A 546-nucleotide genomic window follows, 5' to 3' on the forward strand; every position below is an offset into this window, starting at 1 on the left:
CGGTAACTATAGCAGAGATGAAATCCATTTTATCTTTGTTGTCTTTGTTTTACTTGGAATATTTTTGAATATTTTTACTAATTCTATTGAAACGTTTTTTGAAAAAGTAGCGGATGGTAAAATTGAACCATACTTGATAAAGCCCGTTTCAATCTGGTTGTTGATGTTATTTGGTTGGTGTAAACCTCTTAATCTGATCAAGCTCTTTGTTCTTTATGTTAGTGCCTATTTATTTGTATCATTACCGAATATATCCGGTCTTAAGCTAAGATGGATCTCTTTTATTGTTGCAATATTTTGTGTTTTTATCGTCAATATTTGTTTTTTCATGATGTTTAATTTTGTAACATTTATTATTAGCCGTAAGATGCCTGTCGAATATTTTCATGAAATGATTTACGAGCTTTCATTTGTACCAATAGGAATTTATCCTTTAAGCATCGTAAAATGGCTTTTGTTTATGCTTCCTATGGCTTTTTCTGCTTCCTTGCCTGTGTCATTGTTGCTTGGTAAAGGCGAATGGAATATTGGATATCTTCTGTTGAG

Annotated in this window: 1 protein-coding gene; it reads left to right on the plus strand. The window is 31.5% G+C overall.

What is annotated here, in order from left to right:
• Positions 1–546 (plus strand): ABC-2 family transporter protein (locus tag ACFIL8_RS12570; RefSeq protein WP_375690112.1); only part of this gene is annotated, 546 nt, incomplete at both ends.

The sequence above is a fragment of the Bartonella sp. AP57NXGY genome (genome assembly GCF_042195805.1).
GTDB lineage: Bacteria > Pseudomonadota > Alphaproteobacteria > Rhizobiales > Rhizobiaceae > Bartonella.